Here is a 16,486-nt window from a genome sequence, read left to right as displayed (position 1 = left end):
GCGCCCGATCAAAACCACCGGGCGGGCAATCTTTGCCCGCCCGGTGCCCGCATCAATCCCGCGGCGACAGTGCTTCGATCGCCTCGACCGCCTTTTTCAGGATGGCGATTGCCTCGGCCTGCTTTTCAGGCGGGGCATCGGCGATTTCGCCAAGGGCGGCGCGAAGCCGGTGGCGCACGGCGCGGAACTCGTCGCGGTTGCCGGAACGGTCGCCGCCACGCGGGCCGCGCTCCTCGCCGTCGTCGTTCCAGCCGAACCATTCGCGCGCCTTGGCCATCTTGCGGCCGAACCGCTCGATCTGCTCCAGCACGCGCTCCACTAGGTCGCGGTTCTCGGCAAGGTGTTTTTGCCCATCTTCGGTGATGGAGAAGACCTTCTTCGCACCCTCGGGAGCCGAGGCAGCGTAACCGGCCTCTTCGAGAAAGGTCAGCGTCGGATAGACCACGCCGGGGCTTGGGACGTAAAAGCCGCTGGATTTCTCCTCCAGCGCCTTGATGATGTCGTAGCCATGGCGCGGCGTTTCCGCGAGCAGCGCCAACGTGATCAGCTTGAGGTCGCCGTCGGCCAGCATCTTGCCGGCGCGGAACATGTCGCCCGGCCCGCCCCTGCCGCCGCGTCCGCCGCCAAAGCCGCCGAAACCACCACCGCCGCCACGCCCGCCGAACCGGCCGGCCATATGAAGGAAGGAGCGCTCGCCGCGTCCTTCGCAATGATTGTGTCCGTGCATTGATAACTCCTCGAGTAATGTCTTACGATATATCTTAAGTAGGCGCACGCCGCTACCGAGTCAAGATATATCTTACGATGCATCGCATGGCCGACCAATCGCAGACAAACGGAATGCCCGCCGGTGCCACCGGAGATGCGCCATCCAGATTGCGGCGGCGCGCTAAAATCATTTTGCCAACGCACCGCCTGGGTTTGTACGATCAGCCGAGCGAGGCGATCACCTCGCGATAGGCATTTTCGGGAAATGCCTTGAGCGTTCGCGAGCGTATGTTTCCCGCAGTGCCGAGTTGCAGCGCAAAGCGCGCAGCCACAGCATCGTCAGGCGCCTCGCAGACCGCCACCATGTCGTATTCGCCCATGGTGAGATAGAATTCCCTGAACGAGCCGCCCATATCGGCCAATTGTTTCCTGGCCGCGTCCAGCCGCTTGGGTGAGTCACGCACTGCCTTCACACCTTGATCGGTCCAGTTCAGAAGCATGATGTAGGTGGTCACGGTTCACCTCCCTCCGATGCCGCCATGCGATGCCGACCGCACGCATCCAGCGCCGGAAAAACAGCCCTCCACCCGTGAGATTATGAACCTGGGCAAGCCTCGGCGCCAGAGCTGCCGGGTGCCGCGCCATCCTCCATTTGGTGAATCTTCCGCCCTCGCCGCACGGCGGCTCAGGAAACAAAAAAAGCCCGGTCTGAGCCGGGATTTTTTCGATTGAACGGTCGATCAGCTGTCGAGGAACGACCGCAGCTTGCGCGAGCGGCTCGGATGCTTGAGCTTGCGCAGCGCCTTGGCCTCGATCTGGCGGATACGCTCGCGCGTCACCGAAAACTGCTGGCCGACTTCTTCGAGCGTATGGTCGGTGTTCATGCCGATGCCGAAACGCATGCGCAGCACGCGCTCCTCGCGCGGGGTGAGCGAAGCCAGAACGCGCGTGGTGGTCTCGCGCAGATTGGCCTGGATCGCCGCGTCGATCGGCAGGATCGCCATCTTGTCCTCGATGAAGTCGCCGAGATGCGAATCCTCCTCGTCGCCGACCGGCGTTTCGAGCGAAATCGGCTCCTTGGCGATCTTGAGAACCTTGCGCACTTTTTCGAGCGGCATGGCTAGTTTTTCCGCCAGTTCCTCCGGCGTCGGCTCGCGGCCGATCTCGTGCAGCATCTGGCGCGAAGTCCGGACGATCTTGTTGATCGTCTCGATCATGTGCACCGGAATGCGGATGGTACGCGCCTGGTCGGCGATCGAACGGGTGATCGCCTGCCTGATCCACCACGTAGCATAGGTGGAGAACTTGTAGCCGCGCCGGTACTCGAACTTGTCCACCGCCTTCATCAGGCCGATATTGCCTTCCTGGATCAGGTCGAGGAACTGCAGGCCGCGATTGGTGTATTTCTTGGCGATGGAAATGACGAGGCGCAGATTGGCCTCGACCATTTCCTTCTTGGCGATGGCCGCTTCGCGCTCGCCCTTTTGGACCTGATTGACGATCTTGCGGAATTCGAGGATCGAAATCGCCGTCTCGGTGGCGAGATTCTGGATTTCGGCGCGCAATTCCTTGATCGCCTCGCGCTCGTTCTTGGTGAATTCCTTCCAGCCGCGCGAGGTCAGATTGCCGATCGAGCGCGTCCAGTTGGGATCAAGCTCGGAACCGGCATACTCCTTGAGGAATTCGTCGCGGCGCACGCCGTAGCTTTCGGCCAGCCGCAACAGCTTGCCTTCGTTCTGCACCAGCCGCTTGTTGATGTCGTAAAGCTGCTCGACCAGCGCTTCGATACGCGCATTGTTGAGCGACAGCGACTTCACCGCCGTGATCAACTGGTCTTTCAGTTCCTTCAGCCGCCGGTCCTGGCTCGGCGAAAGGGTGCCCGCCGCCGCCAGACGGTTCTCGACCTGCTGGTCCTGCAGCTTGCGCAGCTTCTTGTAGGTGTCGGCGATGACGTCGAGCAACTCCATCACCTGCGGACGCAGTTCGGCTTCCATCGCCGCCAGCGACAGGCTGGCCTCGTCCTCGTCTTCTTCGTCGTCGTCGCCGATGCCGCGCGTATCGACGGTGACGTTGGTGACGTCTTCCTCGTCAGCGCGCGAACGGCGCGACTTGTCGTCAACCTTGGGCTCTTCGACCCGCTCGACCACCGGCGCCTGCTTGGCTTCCGGTCCGGCATAGGTCGCTTCGAGATCGATGATCTCGCGCAGCAGGATTTTCGATTCGTTGAGTTCGTCGCGCCAGATGATGATGGCCTGGAAGGTCAGCGGGCTTTCGCAAAGCCCTGCGATCATCGTCTCGCGGCCGGCCTCGATGCGCTTGGCGATGGCGATTTCGCCCTCGCGCGACAACAGCTCGACCGAACCCATCTCGCGCAGATACATGCGCACCGGATCGTCGGTGCGGTCGGTCGGCTCTTTCTTGACGGGGGCCGCAACGACGGCCGTGCCGGTCCGCTCGGCCAGTTCGTTGGCGTCTTCCTCGGCGTCGGCGTTCGTCTCGCTGGCCTCGGCTTCCTCGTTCTGCTCGTCGTCCTCGACCACGTTGATGCCCATGTCGGACAGCATCGCCATCGTGTCCTCGATCTGCTCGGAAGTAACTTCCTCCGAAGGCAGCACCGCGTTCAGCTCGTCCATGGTCACATAGCCGCGTTTCTTCGCGACCTTGATCATCTTCTTGACAGCATCGTCGGATAGGTCGAGCAGGGGGCCGTCGGTCGTGCCCTCGCGTTCGGTCTCGACCTCTTCCTTTTCCTTCGTCGCCATTCTTTTTCTTCTCCAAACGGCTGTCCTGGCAAGCCAGGAAACCTATCGAACCAAGTCTGCACCGAGCGCCCGCCGAGCGGTCGCGCTCACTAGCCTTGCTACGGCATATCTCGTTAAGCCCAGATCAACCCTGATATCTGTGGCGGGTTTGTTATCCGTCCAGTGATCGGTACCTGCATCTGCGTATTTCGTTGACGCTTGGCCAGACGAACATTTCGAATCGTTCTGATTCCGTCATTCCTTCGGAAGGTCAAGCGCCTGTCGCATGATTCGCGTTAAAAAAGCGAATCAATTGCCGACTTTGTCCTTTCCCGCGTCAAACCCGCCCGGTACGCCCCGACGTAACGCCGAAACCCTCGATCAGGGCCTCGGTTGCCTGCACATCACGAAATTGCGCCTGTATCTCAATGAGATGCCGGTAATTTTCGTCGGTGGGGTCGGTGGCGAGCGCGCTCTCGGCCTGTTTCAGCTCCTTATGTAAGGTGCGCGCGCTGCGGTGCAAGTGGAGCGCCTGGCTGAAGGCGTCGCGCGCGTCGTCGAGGCTTGCGGCTTCCAGCGCCGGCCATTGCCGCGTCCTTTTGATCAGCCCGACGGCACGCTCCCATATGGCGCGGCAGCCGGCCCGCTCGATCGTGGCGATCACCGCGTCGCGGTCATTGGCCATATCGTGCGCCATGGCATCCAGCAGCGTGGCATGCAGCCGCCGAAGATCGGCATTGGCGAGGTCCAGAAATTCGACATGGGCGAAATTCTCGTCGATCAGCGCCGGATGGTTGACCAGGGCCACGATGATCGTCGCCTCGCGCACCGACATCAGTTCGCCCGAGCGCTTGACCATCGCCGACCGGCCAAGGCTTTCGGTGATGGCGGCGCGGCCACCGGCCTGCCCGCCGCGCGCGAATTGGCCACCCGCGAACTGGCCACCCCCAAATTGGCCACCTTGAGCTGGCCCGCCCTTGCCGCCGCCCCTGTTGCCAAAGAATTCGCCGGACCGCTGCTGGCGATTGCCGCGCTGCGTGCCGAAGAAGCTTTGGACACGCTCGCGCATGTCTTGATTAAAGTGGAAGCGCACGCTCTCGTCGCGGATGCGGGCGGTCAGTTCGCGCAGCCGCTTTTCCAGTTCCGCCCGGCGCTCCGGCGTATCGAAGACGCCGCCCGCCGTTTCGCGCATCCACAACAGTTCGGCCATGGGTCGCGCCTCGGCAAGCACCGCGCGAAAGGCGTCCGGGCCGTCGGCCTTGACCAGATCGTCCGGGTCCTTGCCCTCCGGCAGCAGCGCGAAGCGCACCGTGCGTCCGGGCTGGATCGCCGGCAGCACCATGTCGGCGGCGCGCCATGCCGCCTTCAAGCCGGCCTGGTCGCCATCGAAGCACAGCACCGGCTCGCCCGACATGCGCCACAGGAGTTCAAGCTGGTTTTCGGTCAGTGCGGTGCCGAGCGGCGCCACCGCATTGTCGAAACCGGCCTGCGCCAGCGCGATGACGTCCATGTAGCCTTCGACGGCGATGACCGCACCGCCCTTGGCCAGCGCCTTGCGGGCGCGCACGAAATTATAGAGCACATTGCCCTTGTGGAAGAGTTCCGTCTCCGGCGAGTTCAGATATTTCGCCGAAACCTCCGGCGACAGCGCCCTGCCCCCAAAAGCGATGATCTTTCCGCGCGAATCCGGGATCGGGAACATCACCCGGTCGCGAAAACGATCGTAGGAAACCGGAATGTCGTCGCCGAACACCACCAGCCCGCAGGCCTCGATGTCGTCCTTGCCGACGCCCTTGCCGGCCAAAAACTCCTTCAGCGCATTGCGGCTGTCCGGCGAATAGCCGAGCCGGAACGCGGCCTGCGTCGCTGGCGAAAGCCCGCGCTCGCGCAAATAGGCGCGCGCTTTCGCGCCGTCCGCCGAGTGCAGCCGCTCCTCGAAGAAGCTCGTCGCCATTTCCATCACATCGGTCAGGCTGGCGCGCTGCTTTTCGCGCACTTCGTCCTGCTCGTCGCGCGCCGGCAGCGCGACACCGGCCATTTCGGCGATCCGCTCGACGGCCTCGGGGAAATTCAAGCCGTCGAGTTCGGTCAGGAATTTGAAATGATCGCCAGAAACCCCGCAGCCGAAACAGTGATAGCGGCCCTTCTTGTCCTCACAGTGAAAGGACGGCGATTTTTCGCCGTGGAACGGACAGCACGCCCAATAATCGCCGCGCGGGGCGTTGGTCTTTTTCCGGTCCCACGAAACGCGTGCGCCAATGACCGAGGAAATCGGTACACGGTCGCGTATCTCATCAAGGAAGGCAGGCGGAAAGCGCATGGGACACTCTTTTCCTCCCATATAGTCGTCCTCGCCGAACAAGACGACTCCCGATCCGGCCCATACCCGGTATCCACAGGGTCGAATCCAAAAAGGCGGCCCTTGCGAGCCGCCTTCCCATCTAAAAGTGCACCAGGCCTAGCGGCCGGCGATCATCGCGCCGATCAGGCCGGATGCGATGCCGACCAGCAGATAGTCGTTGCCGACCCGGATCCACTCCTGGCCGTGGCCCGGACGCTTCAGGCCGCGACGGCTATAGTCGCGGACCGGCTGATGGCGGCGCCAGTCGGAATAACGCTGGCCGCGCTTCCAATTTGAACGACGCTCCACGACGACCTTCTTCTTGACGACCTTGCGCTTGTCGACATGCCGGCGGTTGTCATCGCGGCGATTGTCGGAACGTCGCTCGTCCTGGCGCGAAGGTTTCTTCCAGTCGATCTGGACAACACCGGTATTTGCCGAGACTGCCGGCACCATCACCGGCGCGGCCTGAGCCTGGACCATGGGAGCGGCGAGGAAAGAAGCGGCGACTACAGCCATAACAAGACGTTTCATTGCGGAACTCCTTCGTTGTTGATGGCCCATGAAGTAGCGCCCGAACGATGAACCGAAGCTGAACGGCAACATTACGTTTTTGTAATGGTTTCAAATAGTTATGGCAGCTAATATAGAGTTTACTCCATGCCACCGGCTGCCGCCCTTACCACCTGGCCTGATTTCCAGTGGTTTAGGCCCGCCAGGCCCGGCGGGATACGATGCTTTTTGATCGCTTTTCCTGTTGCGGCCACCCGCGTCCGGCGTCGCCGCCGACACAACGGACGTGGAATGGACGGTTGGAATTTATGCAATCATTACCTAGACTTATGAGAAACCCGCTACACTTGCACGATCCATGGAAAATCTGTATCTGCACCGGCAGACCTGCATTTTTCTGCACGAGGAAAAATTATCCGGCTAATATGGTTTCGATTCGAGGAATGAACGTGTTCGGCAATTTCCACAACGCTCAGCATCAGGCCGCGCACGCGCCACGCCCGTGTCGCGCTGCCGCCTTATGTGTCGGGGTGGCGGCATGAGCGGGTCGGTCGTCCTCGTCCATCTCGCCGGCGCGGTAGCGCTGATGCTGTTTGCCACCCGCATGGTGAAAACCGGCGTCGAGCGCGCTTATGGCGACGTCCTGCGCCACCGCCTGCGCGACACCATGCGCAACCCGTTCATGGCGGTGCTGGCCGGCACGGGGCTGGCGATCGCGCTGCAAAGCTCCACCGCCGTCACGCTTCTCGTCGGCTCCTTCGCCGGCTCCGGCATCGTTTCGGGGGCGGCCGGCCAGCTGGCCGTGCGCGGCGCCGAAATCGGCTCGGCGCTGGTCACCAAGCTGCTCACCTTCGACCTGACGCTGCTGGTCCCCGTCTGCCTCGTCACCGGCACGGTCATGTTCATGGCCACCGAGCGGCGCGACTGGCGTCAGATCGGCCGCATCCTGGTCGGCATCGGCCTCCTGGTGCTGTCGCTGCAGATGATCGGCCAGGCCTCCGAGCCGTTGCGCGACAGCGAGATGCTGCCGGTCATCATCACCTATTTCTCAAGCGATCCGATCACCGCCTTCCTGCTTGCCGCCGGCGTCACCTGGCTGTTCCAGTCGAGCATCGCAGCGATCCTGTTGATGGCCGCCCTTGCCGGGCGTGGCTTCATTCCGCCGGAACTGGGTATCGTGCTGGTACTGGGCGTCAATCTCGGCTCCTCGATCATCGCGCCCATGCTGACCCGCAGCGCCGACGCCAGCGTGCGCGTCGTGCCGGTCGGCAACCTCCTGATGCGCGGCGTCGGCTCGGTCATCATCCTGATCCTGTTCATGACCTTCAAGCCGCCGGTCGGCTTCCTTGGCGCGACCGAGCCCGACCAGATCGTCAACGCCCACATTCTCTTCAACGTCATCATCCTGATGGCCGGCCTGCCGCTGGCAGGCGTGGTTTATCGCGCTTCGGAGTGGATCGTGAAGCTGGGCGCGAAGCCCGAACCGGTCGACGCCTTCGCCGCGACCGAGCTTTCCGCGCTGAACGACGCCGCCCTCGACACGCCAAGCCAGGCGCTGGCCAACGCCACGCGCGAAGTGGTGCGGGTGTGCGAGACGGTCGAGATCATGCTGAAACGCATCATCGAGCTTTACGAAAGCGCCGACGACGACAAGATCAAGGCGCTGGCCTCCCTCGACGACCGCGTCGACAAGAAGCACGCCGCCATCAAGATCTACCTCGCCAAGGTTACCCGCAACGTCATGACCGAGGACGAGGCGCTGCGTTGCCAGGAGCTTATCGGCGCCTGCGTCAAGCTCGAGCAGGTCGGCGACATCATCGTGCGCAACATGCTGGTGCATGTGCAGAAAAAGCTGGACAAAGGCCTCGAATTCACGCCCGAAGGCTGGCGCGAGTTGTCCAGCTTCCATGCCTCGGTGCTGGCCAATGCACGCATGGCCTTCAACGTCCTGGTGTCACGCGATCCGGAAACCGCTCGGCAACTCGTGCTGGAAAAGGATCGCCTGCGCGACACCGAGAAGGAAACCAGCCAGAGCCATTTCCTGCGCCTGCGCGACGGCACGGCGAAGTCGATCGAGACAAGCTCGATCCACCTCGACACCATCCGCGACCTCAAGCAGATCAACTCGCTGCTCGCCTCGATGGCCTACCCCGTGCTGGAGGAACAGGGCCTGCTGCGCGGCTCGCGCCTGAAGGCAAGCTGAAACGAGACATGGGAGCCTCTGCCCCGGCAATCACCCCCGAACTTGGCGTCAGCGACCTCGACCGTTCCGTCGAAGCCTATACCAAGGTGCTCGGCTTTCGGGTGCTCCACCTTCGGCCCGAGGAACGGTTTGCCTATCTCATTCGAGAGGCTGCCCATATCATGCTCGAAGAACTGTCGGGACCCGGAAGGCGCTTTCATTCCGTGCCAATGGAGTTCCCGTTTGGCCGGGGCATGAACCTCCAGATCGAGGTATCGGACGTAAGCAACCTGTATTCGAACGTACAGAAATCTGATCTGGTTGTTCATATCCCCTTGGAAGAGCGCTGGTATCGACAGGGAAATATAGAGACGGGCAACCGTCAATTCGTAGTCGCCGATCCAGACGGATACCTGTTGCGGTTTTTCAGCGATGTCGGCGAGCGGCCGGTGGGCTAACCCAGCGACACCATCCGCGACCTGAAGAGTTGCGCGGGGGCGCCTGTTTTCATTTCAGTGCAGAATTCCGTCCAGGATCGGCATGCTGAAAACAGCCGAAAAGGCGATCATCAGGTAGCAGATGCGCCGGAAGACCTGCTCATCGGCAATGCCGAACATCTTGCTTCCAAACCACACGCCAACGCCGTAGAGCGGCGCGGCAACGACCGCCAGCGACAACACCTGGGCCGTGATCAGATCGCTCCAGAAATAGCCGGTTGCCGTCAGTACCGTCGAGAGGGCGAAATACAGGATCATGTTCGCGCGCGCGACGGTGGCGGGCGTCGCACCCCCCAGCCAATAGGCCACCACCGGCGGGCCGCCGACCTGCGCCACGCCCGAAAACAGCCCTGAAACCGCTCCGACCAGAACCGTCAACGGAGCCTTCGGCCGGCCGTGATGACGCCAGCCGGATACCAGAAGCGCCAGCAGCAGGGCGACAAGGATGACAATCGCCCAACGGATGGTCAGCGGGTTAAGGCTGGTAAGAAGAAAGATGCCGACCGGCACACCGATAACAGCGCCGAGCGTCATGATGACGACATTGCGTCGATCCGCCAATCGGAACGAGGCCGGGATCAGCCCGAGCGTCATGATGCCGTCGACGACCACCAGCAGCGGCACGGCGACCTGGGGGCCGATCGCGGCGCTCGCCAGCGGAACGAAAACCAATGCCGCGCCGAAGCCCGAAAAGCCCCGCGCCAAACCGGCCGCCAGGGCGGAGGCAAGCACAAAAATTAAATGGGCGGACGAAACGCCCGTCAAGAAACCGTCAAACATGAATCTGGGTCTGCCCCGGTAAAAAATCGATAGAATAAACAGGATTACGCTGAGCGGCGCACCGCATTGCCGCGAGGCCCGCTTACGCGAAAATCCGGGTCAACGCGACAGCCTGGCCTCCGATTTCTGCGCTCTGGGATAATGGGGGTGCGGCCAGTCGGGCGGCGTCCCCTTGCGGCTACCGCGCCGGCGGTGAGGCGAGGTCGGACCGGTACGAAAGAACGACACATTGTTAGTGCTCGATCCGCAAATGGATGAATCAGGGAGGAAAAAGCACGATGCCCGACAGGAAGCCCGCGCCGCACGATAGCATTCCAAAAGGCGAAAGGACCGCAGGGGCCACGGAGCCGGTTCTTCTGTCCGGCGGCAACCCGCAGATCGCAAAAGGCTACGGCGACGGCCCGGTCCAGGCCTACATCGCCGCGATGCCCGGCTGGAAAAGCGCGGTCGGCCGGCAGGTGGACACGCTGGTCGCCAATGCCGTGCCCACCGTGTCTAAGGCGGTCAAATGGAACTCGCCCATGTACGGCAACGACGGCGATGGCTGGTTCCTGAGCTTCCACTGCTTCGACAAGTACATCAAGGTGGCCTTCTTTCGGGGAGCCGAACTCGACCCGCCGCCGCCGGTTTCCTCCAAGCAGGCGAAGGTGCGCTATTTCCATATCCACGAAGGCGACAAGATCGACGAGGCGCAGTTTTCCGCCTGGGTAAAACAGGCAAGCCGCCTGCCCGGCGAACGCATGTAGATCAGCCGATGGGGCCGGACAGGCTGGCCTACGGCATCGGCGGCCAGGCAAGGTCGGGACCGGTGCGGAAGAACGACACATTGTTGGTGAACATGGTGTCCGGGGCAAGCCGGATCATGCGGCCTTTGGGATGGTCGATCTCGGCCACATGATCGATGAACCACCTGTTCCAGTCCGCTTCGGGGCCGAGATATTTGTGAAGCAACCGCCTGAAGCGATCCGGCGCCATAGGCTCGATGGTGGCCACACCGCGCATGCCAAGATGCAGCAGGATACCGGCCTCATTGTCGAAGTGGACGATTTCCACCGCGCAGCGCGGCTCCCTTTCGATCCGTTGCACGGTGCTCCCGTCCGCCGAGCCGAGCATCCAGAGCGCCTCGTCCTCCCAGATGAACCACACGGGCGCGTTTCGCGGCGCGCCGTCTGCGGAAACGGTCGCGAGATTGGCCATCAGCGGGCGGCCAAGCACATCTTGCGGGTCGAATTCTCGCGGCATGACCAAGGTCATATCTATCGGCCCGACATCAAACTCTGAAAGGGGAAGCGATCATTTCGCCGCTGGCCGGTTCAGCGCCACGGCAGCCTGGATCAGCGCCCTGAAAGCACCCTCGTCCACTTCGTCGCCCTCATGCAGATCGATGGCGCGCCGCACCTTGCCGTCGAGGCTGGCGTTGAACAACCCCGAGGGATCATCCAGCGAAGCGCCTTTGGCGAAGGTCAGTTTCACCACGCTCTTGTAGGTTTCGCCGGTGCAGACGATCCCGCCGTGGGACCACACCGGAACGCCCCGCCACTTCCATTCCTCGACAATTTCGGGGCCCGCCTTCTGGATGAGCGCGCGGACATGGGCCAGCATCTTGCCCCGCCAGTCGCCCAGCTGCTCGATCCGCGCGTCGATCAGTCGGGAAGGAGATCGTCCATGGTCGTTTCACCTTTCGTGTCGTCCCGCCGTTCCTGTCCGGTTCCCCTATCCCAGCAATCCCTTCACGAGCGCGCTCGCCTTGGAAAAATCCATCTGTCCGGTGTATTTTTCCTTGAGCGCGGCCATGACCTTGCCCATGTCCTTTGGCGATGCCGCACCCGTCGTCGCGATTGCCTCGCGCGCGGCTGCCTCTACGCCGGCATCGTCCATCTGCGTCGGCTGGAAATCGCGCAGGATTTCGATTTCCGCGCGCTCCTTGGCGGCAAGCTCGGGCCGCCCGCCATCCTCGAACGCCTTGGCCGATTCCTCGCGCTGCTTCACCATCTTGGCCAGGATCTGCAGGATGTCGTCGTCGCTGGCCGGGTCCTTGCCGACGCCCCGATTGGCGATGTCGCGATCCTTGATCGCGGACTGGATCAGCCGCAGCGTCGGCAGGCGCTCGGCGGCCCTCGCCTTCATCGCGGTCTTGACTTCTTCGGCGATCTTTTCGCGCATGGCCGGTTTCCTTTGACTTATGATGCGTGCTTGCGGTTCGGATAAACGGCATTCCAGCCAAAATCTCAAGCGGCGGGACTGGAACCTTGGGCCGGATTGTCGCTTTATGCAGAAAATCGCGCTCCATTGTCGGGTCGGACGACCTTCATGCGTCCTTGCGGCATGGATCGGGGTTTGCGAGGCCTCGCCCGCGAAACCGCAACCGTCCATCAAGTAAGCAACGATCAAAGCCCACGCAACTGCCAGCCATAAGGATGAACGACATGCCCAGCACCGTCCGCCTTCACCGCGTCCTGACGACCACGCCGGAAAAACTCTACCGCGCCTTCATTGAGGCCGATGCGCTGGCGAAATGGCTTCCGCCGAACGGCTTCCTGTGCACCGTCCATCATTTGGAGGCCAAAGTCGGCGGCACGCACAAGATGTCCTTCCGCAACTTCACGACCGGCCAAAGCCACTCGTTCGGCGGCGAATATGTTGAACTCGTACCGGGCGAACGCCTGCGCTACACCGACAAGTTCGACGACCCCAACCTGCCCGGCGAGATGCAGGTGACGGTGACCTTCAAGAAGGTCTCGGTCGGCACCGAGTTGAACATCGAGCAGGCCGGCATTCCAGACCTCATTCCGCCCGAAGCCTGCTATCTCGGCTGGCAGGAATCGCTGCGCAACCTGGCCAAGGTTGTCGAGCCCGACATCCAGCAATAGGCCCGGGATCAACGAACCGGCCCCGGCGGCGGGCGCGCTTTCACGACGATTGACCCTGCGCCCGCCTTCCCCTATGGGAAGACCTTGCAACCACACTGGTTACATCGATGACGCGGGGCGCTGCCGCTCTGCGCCTTTTGCTGCGCGAACTGCAACCAGATTGGTTACAAAGCGAACACAGCCCGTTGATGGAGAGCCGCATGGCCACGACCGCCCCCTGGAGCACCGAAATCCCGACCGCCCTGCTCGTCCTTGCTGACGGCACGGTGATCGAGGGACGCGGGCTTGGGGCTGTAGGCACGGCGGTCGCGGAAGTGTGCTTCAACACGGCGATGACCGGCTATGAGGAAATCCTCACCGATCCCTCCTATGCCGGCCAGATCGTCACCTTCACCTTCCCGCATATCGGCAATATCGGCACCAATGACGAGGACATCGAAGACCTGAACCCGGTCGCGCGCGCCGGCGCGGTCGGCGCGGTGTTCAAGGCCGACGTCACCGATCCGTCGAACTACCGCGCCAGCGACCATCTCGACCATTGGCTGAAGAAGCGCGGCATCGTCGCCCTTTGCGGCATCGACACGCGCGCGCTGACGGCGCTGATCCGCGAAAAAGGCATGCCCAACGCCGTTATCGCGCACAACCCCGAGGGCCGGTTCGACGTGGACGATTTGAAACGCCGCGCTGCCGCGTGGTCGGGCCTTGTCGGGCTTGATCTCGCCAAGGAGGTCACTTCCGGCCAGTCGTCCGTGTGGCGTGAAACCCCCTGGGTCTGGAACGAGGGTTTTGGCGAGCAGAATGCGCCGACCATGCATGTCGTTGCCATCGACTACGGCATCAAGCGCAACATCCTTCGCCTGCTAGCCGGCCTCGGCGCCAAGGTGACGGTGGTGCCGGCCAAGACCGGCGCGGACGAAATCCTCGCCATGAAGCCCGACGGCATCTTCCTGTCCAACGGACCGGGTGATCCGGCCGCCACCGGCGAATATGCGGTTCCCGTCATCCAGGATCTGCTGAAAACCGACATCCCCGTGTTCGGCATCTGCCTCGGCCACCAGATGCTGGCTATCGCGCTCGGCGGCAAGACGGAAAAGATGCATCAGGGCCACCACGGCGCCAACCACCCGGTCAAGGACCACACCACCGGCAAGGTCGAGATCGTCTCGATGAACCACGGCTTCGCCGTCGATGGCAACAGCCTGCCGGAAGGTGTCGAGGAAACGCACGTCTCGCTGTTCGACGGCTCCAATTGCGGCCTGACTTTGACCGGACGCCCGGTGTTCTCCGTTCAGCACCACCCGGAAGCTTCACCCGGCCCGCAGGATTCGCACTATCTCTTCCGCCGCTTCGTCGATCTCATCCGCGAGACGGCAAAAGAGCCGGCGATCTAGCGCGACCTGCGGCACGGCACCTGTCGATGAGCGCCGTGCCGAAGCGCGCCATGGCAAAACCCCGTGGCGCGCGTCTGTTCTCAAAGGAGCTGTTGTCCCGAAGGCGATCTGCCCTTTCGGGGCAGCGCCCGTCAGCTGGTTTTCTTGGTAATCAGCGTCAGCGTTCCGTCCGTGCCCAAATTGGTGGCCACGACCTGAGCCGATGTCGCCCCCTTGGCTTCCAGCGCGGCCTTCGCCTGAGGTGTGGCCTCGATGCTGCTCTGCATCTGCTTCAGGCTCTCGTCGGTGGACTGCGCCACGATTTGCTCGACCTGCTTCTGGGTATCTTGAGGCAATTCACTGACATCGATCACGTTGACGCGCTGAATTTGGGGCGCGGCCTCAGAGGAGGCCGGTGGCTGCGCCGGGGGTTGAGACGGTGATTGCGAGGTCGATGAATCCTGTGCATTCGCCGCGAAAGCGCCGATGAGAGTGATGCTCGCTGCAAGAAGAAAAGCTTTGCGCATGGGTATCCCTTTCAAGTTGGTCCCGCGCCCCGCACCCCACAGGGGCAATGAGACCTGAAGCCGTCCTTGGTCGGGTTATTTGGTGATCAATCGATGTCCACAATGTGGACCGCTCGACGGAAGCTAATGTAGGTCGCCCCGAAAGCGGGAACCCGTTTCGGGGCGACGACATGCATCAAGACAAGGGCTTGAAGCGCGCCGCATGAATCCATTCAGGTGCGATGCGCTGTAGGACCAATCGACATTCAGCGATCGGAGAGGCAGCGATCGGAGGGGCAGCGATCGGAGTGCAGCGTCACGATGAAATGCGCACCGTCGCGATGCGATCCTTGATCTTCTCGAACGCCGCGTCGAGTTGCGAGCGCGACGGCACGTCGAAGTAATTTTCCGGCTTGCTGGCGCATTCCAGCAGCATGGTGCCGGTGGCAACGTCCGGTTCCTCCAGCCGGATCGTATAGACTTCCATCCCCTGCGCCTTGGCATTCGTGCAGGCGGCCTGCGTCTTGTCGTTCATGCTCTTGTTGATCGAGTAGCTGCCCCCGGCGTCGATCCGCCCATCGGCAAGATAGCCGAAGCTGGAATAGGTCGAGTTCAGATCGGTGCTGGACGTGGTGAAGGTGTTGCTGCCGTCGGTCAAAACGACCAGGATTTTTTCAACGTGGCCCTTTTTCGGGTCGATGCCCTGCGCGAACGGCTCGCCCGGCGAAAGCACCCGCATGCCCCAGGCCACACCTTCCATGATGTTGGTGTTGCCTTCCGCCGTAAATGAATTCACCCGCGACTTCAGCGTCGCATAATCGTTGGACAGCGCCACGATGGGCTGGCTCACGCAGCCGAAACCGGGGCCGGTTTCGCCGTAGCCCGACATATGGCGCGTGTTGATCTGGATCGGCGTCGGGTGCCCGCCGCCCAGTGCCGGAAGCCACCCATCCAGCCGCGGCGCCCCGGTCGTGGCGTTGGAAGTCACACCGTATTTTGCCCATCGCGCGCGCTTTTGCGCCACCGAATTGTCGCGAACCTTGGCCGGAGAACTGATGTAGCTGTTGAGGTAGCCCCAACTGTCGGGCTCATCGATGGCGAAAGCCGGCACGAACAGGCTTTCCGGCCTGCTCGGATCGGCTTCGGCGTCTGAAACGCCATAGTCCCGGCCGCCCGCTTCGCGCGTTTCGACGCAGCCGGACCATTTCCGGGCGAGATTCTTGTAAAGCTGGAAGCGGCTGGCGCCCACCGAAAGTTCGGATTGGCTGATGGGGTTGGCGCCCTTGAGGTCAAGCCACGCCGCGCCGGTGCCCTGGACCTGCTTGCCGTCCGTGTCGAAGGAAGGGCCTAACCCAGGCCCGACATTGACGAAGGACGAAAACGGGACGAGCGCGAATTTGAGCTTGTCCTTGTCCTGCACCTGGCTGGACATATCGTCGATCAACCCGGTCACCGCATCCTTCATCGCAGTCAGCTTGCCGCCGGCCATCGATCCGGTGGTGTCGAGAACCAGCCCGACCTCGTAGGTGGAATAGGCAATATCGGCCGAAGAAGCCGCAGCGACCGTCCAGCCGTCGTATCCGAACAAATGGCCGAAGGCGATGTCGGCCTTGGTCCGGCCGTCCACGCTGAACGAGGTTCCGACATGCGTTACTTTAAGATCGCTGACTTCGCCCGCAAAATTTTGCGCCACGAAAAGCTCGGCGATCTCGCGGGCACGGGCATCGCTGACGTCCTTGCCCTCACGCGCTACCGCCAGCACCGCGGCATCCAGCGTGTTCTGCAAATTGGAACGCGTGCGCAAGATGGTCGAATAATCCACTGACATGCCGACGCTCATCAGCAATGGGACGGCGAGAAAGGCGGTAATGAGCGCGAAATTTCCACGCTGATCCCGCAGAAAGTCGGTCGAAATAGGCATAATAGCTACCCCCGCAGCAATTTATCCAGCGAGGCTAGCAGTTATTTATTTCAACAT

Annotated in this window: 16 protein-coding genes; 5 read left to right on the top strand and 11 right to left on the bottom strand. The window is 62.3% G+C overall.

Annotated elements, in window-relative coordinates:
* Positions 1 to 52: 52 nt before the first annotated feature.
* The 5 genes from ACX3P1_RS03795 to ACX3P1_RS03775 all read right to left on the bottom strand — a co-directional run bounded on the left by ACX3P1_RS03795 (position 53) and on the right by ACX3P1_RS03775 (position 6,396).
* Complete coding sequence (locus tag ACX3P1_RS03795) at positions 53 to 727, bottom strand: PadR family transcriptional regulator (RefSeq protein WP_459078204.1); 675 nt, start codon at positions 725 to 727, stop codon at positions 53 to 55.
* A 202-nt stretch (positions 728 to 929) separates the two neighbouring features.
* The gene (locus ACX3P1_RS03790; RefSeq protein WP_459078203.1) at positions 930 to 1,223 is read right to left on the bottom strand and encodes a GYD domain-containing protein; all 294 of its coding nucleotides are present in this window, start codon (positions 1,221 to 1,223) and stop codon (positions 930 to 932) included.
* A 225-nt stretch (positions 1,224 to 1,448) separates the two neighbouring features.
* Positions 1,449 to 3,470 carry an RNA polymerase sigma factor RpoD gene (rpoD, locus tag ACX3P1_RS03785; protein WP_459078202.1) on the bottom strand — a complete coding sequence of 674 codons (2,022 nt, stop codon included), beginning with the start codon at positions 3,468 to 3,470 and terminating at the stop codon, positions 1,449 to 1,451.
* 316 nt (positions 3,471 to 3,786) lie between these two features.
* A complete protein-coding gene (dnaG, locus tag ACX3P1_RS03780) occupies positions 3,787 to 5,769 on the bottom strand; it encodes a DNA primase (RefSeq protein WP_459078201.1) in 1,983 nt (660 codons plus the stop codon).
* 138 nt (positions 5,770 to 5,907) lie between these two features.
* Entirely contained in the window at positions 5,908 to 6,396 is a 489-nt protein-coding gene (locus ACX3P1_RS03775) for an RcnB family protein (protein ID WP_459078200.1), read from the bottom strand.
* A 445-nt stretch (positions 6,397 to 6,841) separates the two neighbouring features.
* Between ACX3P1_RS03775 and ACX3P1_RS03770 the strand changes: the two genes are divergently transcribed.
* Both ACX3P1_RS03770 and ACX3P1_RS03765 read left to right on the top strand, forming a co-directional pair.
* Entirely contained in the window at positions 6,842 to 8,506 is a 1,665-nt protein-coding gene (locus ACX3P1_RS03770) for a Na/Pi cotransporter family protein (RefSeq protein ID WP_459078199.1), read from the top strand.
* Between the two features lie 8 nt (positions 8,507 to 8,514).
* Positions 8,515 to 8,943 carry a bleomycin resistance protein gene (locus ACX3P1_RS03765; protein ID WP_459078198.1) on the top strand — a complete coding sequence of 143 codons (429 nt, stop codon included), beginning with the start codon at positions 8,515 to 8,517 and terminating at the stop codon, positions 8,941 to 8,943.
* Positions 8,944 to 8,997: 54 nt separating this feature from the next.
* On the opposite strand, the gene ACX3P1_RS03760 is transcribed toward ACX3P1_RS03765, so the two are convergent.
* Positions 8,998 to 9,762 (bottom strand): sulfite exporter TauE/SafE family protein, encoded by a 765-nt coding sequence (locus ACX3P1_RS03760; protein WP_459078197.1) that lies wholly within the window; start codon positions 9,760 to 9,762, stop codon positions 8,998 to 9,000.
* Positions 9,763 to 10,040: 278 nt separating this feature from the next.
* Between ACX3P1_RS03760 and ACX3P1_RS03755 the strand changes: the two genes are divergently transcribed.
* Positions 10,041 to 10,508, top strand: a complete 468-nt coding sequence (locus ACX3P1_RS03755; RefSeq protein WP_459078196.1) for a DUF1801 domain-containing protein — start codon at positions 10,041 to 10,043, stop codon at positions 10,506 to 10,508.
* Positions 10,509 to 10,536: 28 nt separating this feature from the next.
* Here ACX3P1_RS03755 and ACX3P1_RS03750 read toward each other — a convergent pair whose 3' ends face one another.
* The 3 genes from ACX3P1_RS03750 to ACX3P1_RS03740 form a co-directional block, all read right to left on the bottom strand.
* Complete coding sequence (locus ACX3P1_RS03750) at positions 10,537 to 11,004, bottom strand: pyridoxamine 5'-phosphate oxidase family protein (protein ID WP_459078195.1); 468 nt, start codon at positions 11,002 to 11,004, stop codon at positions 10,537 to 10,539.
* 51 nt (positions 11,005 to 11,055) lie between these two features.
* A complete protein-coding gene (locus ACX3P1_RS03745) occupies positions 11,056 to 11,409 on the bottom strand; it encodes a DUF1801 domain-containing protein (protein WP_459078256.1) in 354 nt (117 codons plus the stop codon).
* A gap of 66 nt (positions 11,410 to 11,475) precedes the next feature.
* Positions 11,476 to 11,925: a GatB/YqeY domain-containing protein gene (locus ACX3P1_RS03740; protein WP_459078194.1), complete on the bottom strand. Its 450-nt coding sequence runs from the start codon at positions 11,923 to 11,925 to the stop codon at positions 11,476 to 11,478.
* A 263-nt stretch (positions 11,926 to 12,188) separates the two neighbouring features.
* On the opposite strand from ACX3P1_RS03740, the gene ACX3P1_RS03735 reads away from it, so the two are divergent.
* Together ACX3P1_RS03735 and carA are read left to right on the top strand one after the other, a co-directional pair.
* On the top strand, positions 12,189 to 12,632 hold the full coding sequence (locus tag ACX3P1_RS03735; protein ID WP_459078193.1) for an SRPBCC family protein: 444 nt from the start codon (positions 12,189 to 12,191) through the stop codon (positions 12,630 to 12,632).
* A gap of 200 nt (positions 12,633 to 12,832) precedes the next feature.
* Positions 12,833 to 14,023, top strand: coding sequence for a glutamine-hydrolyzing carbamoyl-phosphate synthase small subunit (gene carA, locus ACX3P1_RS03730; RefSeq protein WP_459078192.1), 1,191 nt, complete (start codon positions 12,833 to 12,835; stop codon positions 14,021 to 14,023).
* Between the two features lie 131 nt (positions 14,024 to 14,154).
* Here carA and ACX3P1_RS03725 read toward each other — a convergent pair whose 3' ends face one another.
* Both ACX3P1_RS03725 and ACX3P1_RS03720 read right to left on the bottom strand, forming a co-directional pair.
* On the bottom strand, positions 14,155 to 14,529 hold the full coding sequence (locus ACX3P1_RS03725; RefSeq protein ID WP_459078191.1) for a hypothetical protein: 375 nt from the start codon (positions 14,527 to 14,529) through the stop codon (positions 14,155 to 14,157).
* Positions 14,530 to 14,824: 295 nt separating this feature from the next.
* On the bottom strand, positions 14,825 to 16,429 hold the full coding sequence (locus ACX3P1_RS03720) for a TadE/TadG family type IV pilus assembly protein (RefSeq protein ID WP_459078190.1): 1,605 nt from the start codon (positions 16,427 to 16,429) through the stop codon (positions 14,825 to 14,827).
* Positions 16,430 to 16,486: the final 57 nt, after the last annotated feature.

This window comes from Mesorhizobium sp. A623 (assembly GCF_054489405.1).
The sequence above is the reverse complement of the archived record's forward strand: the minus strand, read 5'-3'. Positions and strand labels throughout refer to the sequence as shown.

Excerpts from the sequence above, each read along its gene's own strand:
- ACX3P1_RS03740 (WP_459078194.1), bottom strand. The coding sequence starts at position 11,925 with ATGCGCGAAAAGATCGCCGAAGAAGTCAAGACCGCGATGAAGGCGAGG.
- ACX3P1_RS03775 (WP_459078200.1), bottom strand. The coding sequence starts at position 6,396 with ATGTTGCCGTTCAGCTTCGGTTCATCGTTCGGGCGCTACTTCATGGGC.
- rpoD (WP_459078202.1), bottom strand. The coding sequence starts at position 3,470 with ATGGCGACGAAGGAAAAGGAAGAGGTCGAGACCGAACGCGAGGGCACG.
- ACX3P1_RS03735 (WP_459078193.1), top strand. The coding sequence starts at position 12,189 with ATGCCCAGCACCGTCCGCCTTCACCGCGTCCTGACGACCACGCCGGAA.
- carA (WP_459078192.1), top strand. The coding sequence starts at position 12,833 with ATGGCCACGACCGCCCCCTGGAGCACCGAAATCCCGACCGCCCTGCTC.
- dnaG (WP_459078201.1), bottom strand. The coding sequence starts at position 5,769 with ATGCGCTTTCCGCCTGCCTTCCTTGATGAGATACGCGACCGTGTACCG.
- ACX3P1_RS03765 (WP_459078198.1), top strand. The coding sequence starts at position 8,515 with ATGGGAGCCTCTGCCCCGGCAATCACCCCCGAACTTGGCGTCAGCGAC.
- ACX3P1_RS03795 (WP_459078204.1), bottom strand. The coding sequence starts at position 727 with ATGCACGGACACAATCATTGCGAAGGACGCGGCGAGCGCTCCTTCCTT.
- ACX3P1_RS03725 (WP_459078191.1), bottom strand. The coding sequence starts at position 14,529 with ATGCGCAAAGCTTTTCTTCTTGCAGCGAGCATCACTCTCATCGGCGCT.
- ACX3P1_RS03750 (WP_459078195.1), bottom strand. The coding sequence starts at position 11,004 with ATGCCGCGAGAATTCGACCCGCAAGATGTGCTTGGCCGCCCGCTGATG.
- ACX3P1_RS03755 (WP_459078196.1), top strand. The coding sequence starts at position 10,041 with ATGCCCGACAGGAAGCCCGCGCCGCACGATAGCATTCCAAAAGGCGAA.
- ACX3P1_RS03770 (WP_459078199.1), top strand. The coding sequence starts at position 6,842 with ATGAGCGGGTCGGTCGTCCTCGTCCATCTCGCCGGCGCGGTAGCGCTG.
- ACX3P1_RS03760 (WP_459078197.1), bottom strand. The coding sequence starts at position 9,762 with ATGTTTGACGGTTTCTTGACGGGCGTTTCGTCCGCCCATTTAATTTTT.
- ACX3P1_RS03720 (WP_459078190.1), bottom strand. The coding sequence starts at position 16,429 with ATGCCTATTTCGACCGACTTTCTGCGGGATCAGCGTGGAAATTTCGCG.